1 protein-coding gene is annotated in these 207 nt (G+C 49.8%); it reads right to left on the bottom strand.

Annotation, left to right across the window (positions count from 1 at the left end):
• Nucleotides 1–26: 26 nt before the first annotated feature.
• Nucleotides 27–207 (bottom strand): hypothetical protein (locus tag AABK37_RS42375; RefSeq protein WP_432557327.1); only part of this gene is annotated, 181 nt, incomplete at its 5' end.

Genomic DNA, 207 nt, shown 5'->3' on the forward strand with positions numbered 1-207 from the left:
CATTTCTCAGAGTCTCAATGATGGCGTTAATTTTCGCTCTTAGACATACCGTCCACTGTTTCGGGCGTAGCGCCTGGTGTCATTGCACCTGCGTTGCTGTTTAGCTTCGCGTAGGCGCGTAAATACAGGTCTGGGTTATATAGCAGTCGATACACGTCTTCTACTGGCAACCCACGTTGCCCGCGTTCACGTATGATGTTCAGTATC

The sequence above is a fragment of the Tolypothrix sp. VBCCA 56010 genome, from assembly GCF_050875635.1.
GTDB lineage: Bacteria > Cyanobacteriota > Cyanobacteriia > Cyanobacteriales > Nostocaceae > Hassallia.